Below are 5,839 nucleotides of genomic sequence, written 5' to 3'. Positions count from 1 at the left end.
TCGGGCAGTTCAAGGAATTGCGGTGCGATGATAAGCGTCGAGTTCTCAGCCGTCGCGCGTCGCGCAGCAGCCCGCACGCCCTCAAAGAACCGATCGGCGTTGCGATCGGCCCCGTGAACCGCGATCACCGCGCGGATAATCGCCGGGTTCGTCTCATCAAGAGCCGTGTTGGCGTAGTAGGGCAGCTTGAGAGTCGTCCGATCGACGGTGACGTCAAATCGCGTCGTCGCGACCGCGCGGACCGGATCGAGGGGCATGGAAGGAGCGGCTGCGCAACTGCCGAACAGTATGGACAGGGAAACGGCGGACAGACGGACAATGTGCTTCATTCCTGCGATCTCCTGCAGCTACCGCGAAAACCAGGGTAACGATAGGAGCGGCAGGGCCGGAAAATCAAGCGGAGGTCGCGAAGCGGGGCCCCGGCGAAGGCGGGACGCGAAAGGAAAAGGAGACGGCACGGCTGGTGGCGGCCAACCGTGCCGTTAAGCTGCTGCGGTGGTTGTCGCTAGCCGGGAAGCTTGGCGACCTTGACCCGCTTGCCGCTCTTGACCGACTTGTTGAGCGCCTCGAGCACGGCGATCGGCTCGAGCATTTCCCGCGGCGTGTGCGGCTCTTTGCCCGTCTTGAACATCATCAGGAACTTCCTGACGCCGCCGAGATACTGGTTGGCGTCGGCCTGGTAGTTGTAGTCGACGCGCCCCTTCTCGCCGACCGCCCGGAAGATAAAGCCGCCCGCCTGGCCCTGGGCGATACACTCCATCGACACCACCGGACCGCCCTCGCGGTACGTCATCACCGCGACCGCGTTGGGATTGCCGCGACCGGCTTTGATGACCTGGACCGCGTCGATGCCGTACCCGAATGCCTTGAGGATCGCGTCGACCTGGTGGATGCCGTAGAAGAAGATTCCGCCCCACTTGGAGTTCAGGTCGCACGGCCCGGTGCTGTTGATCGAAAGGACCCGCCCGGCTTCGCGAACTTGCTTCTTGAACCCCTTCTGAAACGATTCCTGCTCGGGCAGGACGGAGAACGAGGTGATTGCCACGCCTTTCTTGCGGGCCAGTTGGATCAGTTTCCAGCCTTCGCCGACCGTCCACGAGAACGGCTTGTCGACGAACACGGGAATCCTGGCCTCGACGAACGGGATGGCCGCCGGCACGTGGAACTTCGCGTGCCGGTGATCGATCATGACCCCGTCGAGGTCCATGCCGAGCATCTCCGATTGCTTACGGACGATGGTGGGAATTTCACCCTTGGCGGCGGCGTCTTCGGCGTAGGCCTTCGTCTCGCCCCACACCGCGACCACGCGGGCCCGCCCGCACGTCTTATCGACGTTCAGCGTCTTGGCGACCGCCGCCGTATGGCTGTTCTCAGCCCCGATAATCCCAATTCGCATAACCGGCTCCTTTCTGCAGTGGCTTTGCAGTATGAACGTTAAAGCGCCCATCATGATAACGCCGCTTCGCGATGTCAAGGGCGCTTTACGGCTTGTAGATCTGCATGGCGTTGTCGTAGAGCAGTTGCGGCCCCATCTCCAACGCGTCGTCGAGCGTCAGCAACTCCTCGTCGACCATGGCCGCCAGGGCGTGGGCCAGGCGATTCTTGGTCACCGGCAGTTTGCCGTAGATCCACTCGACAATGTAGCCGTCCGAGTAGTAGGCGTTCCACGCCGTATTCGGCAGCATCTCAAGCCGGTCGCGGAAGAACACGGTCAGCGTGCTCGGCGAAAAGCCTTGCCACCAGGCCCCGCTGACGTGGAGGTTCGGGAATATTCGCGAAAAGCTCACCGCCTCGTGGCTGGGAATGCGAGTCGAGAGGAACAAATCGAAATGCGTCTCGCGATGGCGCGCGAAGTGCTCGGTCAGGCTGCGGAGAAACTCGGGATTCCAGTACGAAGCCGGGCCGCGCTCCGCGTAGTGCAGCGTGCCGTGGAATAGCTGAACCACGAGCTGGTGGCGGCCCGCCGCACCGGCGGTAGCATCCGCGCAGAAGCTGGCAAACAGGTCGCGCTCCTCTTTGGACGGCTTTTCGCCCGCCAGCAGACGTTTGAGCAGCGGGTCGATCTGCTGCGGCTCGGTAGCGCGGTAGATCCAGGTGCCGGGCGCCCAGACGTGCAGAACGCGGACCTTCTTTTCAACCAGACGGGCCACCCGCGCCTCGATGGCGGCGGCCAACCCCTCAGCGGTCTCGGGCAGCGCCTGCTCCGGGCCGCCGATGTGCTTCAGATGATGCGCCACCGATGGAACATAGAGATACTCCGCCTGGACGTAGGGCACGTACCGGCCCGCCTCGTCGCGGGCGATATCATGGTCATTGGTGCAGACCTTGCGGATGTTGGCTCGGTCCAGAACGCTCGGCACCCACTGCGGATCGTCGGCGTGTTCGCGAACCGACCGGTCCACCCGCTCCCAGTTCCGCTCGGTCAGCGTCCGGTCCTCCAAGCCGTGCAGGTCGCGCAGGATGTGCATCAGGGCGAAATGGTTGACCGTATTGCGGACGGCTGGAAAGTACGGCAGCACCTCGCGCAGGTACTCCTCGGGCTCCTTGCGCGGATCGCGCTCAAACCGCCGGCCCGCCGCGCACGCCAGATCGGTCGCCAGCCAGTGGTACGAAACGATGTCAGCCAGGGTCCTGGCCTGAGCCTGACCGCCGGTTCCCAAATGCGAATGGACGTCAAAAATCGGCGCAGAATCGATCGCGCCACCGATACGCTGATAGGACTCGGACATGACGGGTCTTTCTCCTGCCGCTTTTGAGGCGGCCAAACGAAATAATACAGTCTACCGAGGGGAATCTGCGGATTCAAGCGGTTGCAGTCTGATGAACAGGGCACCGAATGCCGGACGAGCTTCAATCCAAGAGCGAGGATGGCCGAACTGGATATTAATAAAACCCACTTATGGGGCTGCGGTCAATGGCGACGAGAAGAACCCCTTGCATCGCTTCCTACAGTTGGTATAATGATGAGCAACCGGTTGTTCATGTAGGGACCGGTTGGAGATCGGATTTGGCCCGGACGACGATCGGACAGATTGCCCGAAGCCTCAACGTCTCGAAGAGCACGGTCTCGCGGGTGATGAACAACGCCCCGGGAACGCGGGTCTCGGACTCGACCCGTCAGCGGATCGTGGCGGCGTGCCGCGAGCAGGGCTATCGGCCGAGTTTCTCCGCCCAGGCCTTGGCCACCGGGCGGACCCGGCTGCTGGGGGTCCATGTCCAGAGCCTCAACGACGACTACTACGGCGACTTCTTTCGCCACTTCGACGACGCCTGCTATCCGCATGGCTACACCGTCCTGTTCTCCAGCAGCCAGTACGACCGGGATCGCGAACGCCGCAACCTGGAGGCGTTCCTCTCCGGCCAGATGGACGCCGTGCTGGTCACCCGGACGCCCAAGCAGCACGAGGACCTGCTGCGGCGGATCATCCAGCGCGGGGTGCACGTGATCCTGATGGGCGAGATGCCGACCACGCGATTTCCGCTGGTGACCATCGACGAGTTTGAGGTCGGCCGCCTCGCCGCCCAGCACCTCTGGTCGCAGGGCCACCGGCGGGTGATGTACCTGGCGGCCGAGAAGGCGAGCGACCAGAGCGGACAGATCCACTTCCACCGCCGCGAAAACTTCCTCGGGCCGTGGGAGCAGATCAGCCGCGGTCTGCCGCTGCGCCAATTCACGGTGGGCGACGGACTAAGCGGCGCGCTCGATGCGGCGGAGTTTGTCAGTAGCCTCGCCGCCGACCAGCGCCCCACCGCCATCGCGTGCGGCACCGACCGCTTGGCCTTGAGCATGCTCTCAGCCCTGCGGGCGCGAAAGCTGGCCGTTCCTGATGACATCTCGGTCATCGGCTGCGACGACATCGCCGCCGCCGCGGAGGCCGCCGTTCCGCTGACCACTATCCGTCAGCCGCGCGAGCAACTGGCCCAGGCGGCGTGGCAAATGCTCAAGGAGCGTCTCGACGCGGGCGAACCGGCCGCCCAGGAGGTCGATCCGCCGCAGGTGCTAATTTCGCCGGAACTGATCGTCAGAAAGTCAACGAAGCGAGTGACAGATTGACTGGAATAAGAGGACGAATATGAGCCGCTGCGAAAACCCATCCGCAAATTCGAAATCCTTCACGCTGATCGAACTCTTGGTCGTCGTGGCGATTATCGCCGTGCTGGTCTCGATCCTGCTTCCGGCATTGGCGACGGCGCGGGAGCAGGCCCGGTCGCTCCAGTGCCAGTCCAACCTCCGGCAGCTCGGCGCCGGCTTCGCCTTCTATGCGGAAATGTACAACGATTTCGTGGCTTCCCGCGTGCTGAGGCTCTTTGAACCGGCGCCGTATGCCGATTGGATGTGGTACGACTACCTCGCGACCAGCGCGCCCGAGATTGACGCACGGGTCGAGCCGAAGGTCACCCTCTGTCCGACCAACGAGTTCGCCTTCCGCGATCAGGTAACCGGGGCCAGGCTGGCCAACTACGCCCAGCCGATCACCATCCACTATGCGTTCCGATACCAGGACTGGATCACCCTCGGCGACGCGCACTGCTGGCAGCGCCGCCCGTTCCGCTTCGCCGACGTTGCGAATCCCAGCGAAAAGGTCGTGCTGGCTGAATACGCGGAGCCCACCCAGGTCATGATCCTGGTCACCGACATCTTCAACGGATTTTACTACTTCCAGTATCAGATTCCCTGGTGCCACGCCGGGGCGACCAACTCGCTCCACGCCGACGGCCACGCCGAACACGCGATGTGGGCCGATTTTGTGGACCTCGCGCAGGTAAGCAAGTTCTTCCCTGACATGTAGATCATCCTCGTTCCGCTTCGCCCACGGGCTTTCAGCGCGCATCCGGAAAACTGGTCTGTGCCGTACCGCGACGGAATCGCGACCGACGGCGACGAACCGGCCCGCAAAGGCTGGATCGAATGGGGCGGCGGAATCAGCGACAGCAAGTCGCCCGCCAAATCCGAGCCCTGCGAATTCCAGCCCAGACCGTTTAAGTAGGCGCGTCCTTCGGACATCCCTCCAGTGCGTCAATCGGCCCAGCGGCGCTCATGACATCCCGCCGCAGGCACGGCCAACCGAACGATTCTGCGTAACGCCCGGCTGTGTTGATAACACGCCTCCTCGCCCTCATTGCCGATGATTTCTCTGCCCCGGCCGCTGCGATGAGATTCTTTCTGAAAAACCACTTTTTGTCTCAAAGCTCTTTGGCATGCGTGGCGGATTTTCCTAAAAGGGTGTGACTTCAACTGGAAAGGTGACGCCATGATGACCATTCGAAAGTGCGTTGTGCTGCTGATTGTAAGCCTGTTGATCCCGTTGGCCGGTTGCGACCTGGCCGGAGCGGCTGCGAGTCAGGGATTGACGGGTGAAGATCGGCTGGCCACGCCGGAAGAGGTCGACCGACTCATCGATGACCTCAACAGGAGCCGGGAAGAAAACAACCGCCGAATCGTGGATGCGATGACTCAGAACCGCTGAAAGCCGGCACGCCATCGTCCGCGGGAACCACGGGCGGCCGCCTGCATTCCGCCCCTTCGGCGTATGCGGTATTGAGTGGGCGGCGGGCCTGTCATCAGTGACTGGAAACCGCCGTAGCGTCGCCCGTCCTCCGGACGCACCGCCTCAAGTCCATCCGTTGCGTGCGTCTCAGACAATATCGACGATCACCTTCAGGACCTTCTCGTGCCGCCGGCAGAGGGCCAGACCTTGTTCCAGGTCGTCGAGCGGCACGTGGTGCGTGATTAGCGGCTTGAGCTGGATCTCGCCCGCCGCCACCAGCCGCTGACCGAGATTGATCAGGTCGATGTTCTTCTCATCCGGGCAGGAAAAGCCGGTGACCTTCAGGTCCT

The 5,839-nt window shown here is 62.9% G+C and carries 8 protein-coding genes; 4 read left to right on the top strand and 4 right to left on the bottom strand.

Features of this window, described 5'->3' with window-relative positions; all coding sequences use genetic code 11:
• From GXY33_06175 to GXY33_06165, 3 genes are all read right to left on the bottom strand, one after another.
• Positions 1 to 329: hypothetical protein (locus GXY33_06175; protein ID NLX04710.1), on the bottom strand; the 329-nt coding region annotated here is incomplete at its 3' end.
• Positions 330 to 505: 176 nt separating this feature from the next.
• Positions 506 to 1,396, bottom strand: a complete 891-nt coding sequence (locus tag GXY33_06170; protein NLX04709.1) for a Gfo/Idh/MocA family oxidoreductase — start codon at positions 1,394 to 1,396, stop codon at positions 506 to 508.
• An 85-nt stretch (positions 1,397 to 1,481) separates the two neighbouring features.
• On the bottom strand, positions 1,482 to 2,729 hold the full coding sequence (locus GXY33_06165; GenBank protein NLX04708.1) for a hypothetical protein: 1,248 nt from the start codon (positions 2,727 to 2,729) through the stop codon (positions 1,482 to 1,484).
• Positions 2,730 to 3,007: 278 nt separating this feature from the next.
• Between GXY33_06165 and GXY33_06160 the strand changes: the two genes are divergently transcribed.
• From GXY33_06160 to GXY33_06145, 4 genes are all read left to right on the top strand, one after another.
• Entirely contained in the window at positions 3,008 to 4,054 is a 1,047-nt protein-coding gene (locus GXY33_06160) for a LacI family transcriptional regulator (GenBank protein NLX04707.1), read from the top strand.
• 19 nt (positions 4,055 to 4,073) lie between these two features.
• Positions 4,074 to 4,790 (top strand): DUF1559 domain-containing protein, encoded by a 717-nt coding sequence (locus GXY33_06155; protein ID NLX04706.1) that lies wholly within the window; start codon positions 4,074 to 4,076, stop codon positions 4,788 to 4,790.
• A 57-nt stretch (positions 4,791 to 4,847) separates the two neighbouring features.
• A complete protein-coding gene (locus GXY33_06150) occupies positions 4,848 to 4,988 on the top strand; it encodes a hypothetical protein (protein NLX04705.1) in 141 nt (46 codons plus the stop codon).
• Positions 4,989 to 5,252: 264 nt separating this feature from the next.
• On the top strand, positions 5,253 to 5,468 hold the full coding sequence (locus tag GXY33_06145; GenBank protein ID NLX04704.1) for a hypothetical protein: 216 nt from the start codon (positions 5,253 to 5,255) through the stop codon (positions 5,466 to 5,468).
• A 168-nt stretch (positions 5,469 to 5,636) separates the two neighbouring features.
• Here GXY33_06145 and GXY33_06140 read toward each other — a convergent pair.
• Positions 5,637 to 5,839 (bottom strand): hypothetical protein (locus tag GXY33_06140; protein ID NLX04703.1); only part of this gene is annotated, 203 nt, incomplete at its 5' end.

Source organism: Phycisphaerae bacterium (assembly GCA_012729815.1).
Lineage (GTDB): Bacteria > Planctomycetota > Phycisphaerae > JAAYCJ01 > JAAYCJ01 > JAAYCJ01.
This window is presented reverse-complemented; position numbering and strand designations above follow the sequence as displayed.

Coding starts and splice junctions, on each gene's coding strand:
- GXY33_06170 (NLX04709.1), bottom strand. CDS start 1,396: ATGCGAATTGGGATTATCGGGGCTGAGAACAGCCATACGGCGGCGGTC.
- GXY33_06165 (NLX04708.1), bottom strand. CDS start 2,729: ATGTCCGAGTCCTATCAGCGTATCGGTGGCGCGATCGATTCTGCGCCG.
- GXY33_06155 (NLX04706.1), top strand. CDS start 4,074: ATGAGCCGCTGCGAAAACCCATCCGCAAATTCGAAATCCTTCACGCTG.
- GXY33_06145 (NLX04704.1), top strand. CDS start 5,253: ATGATGACCATTCGAAAGTGCGTTGTGCTGCTGATTGTAAGCCTGTTG.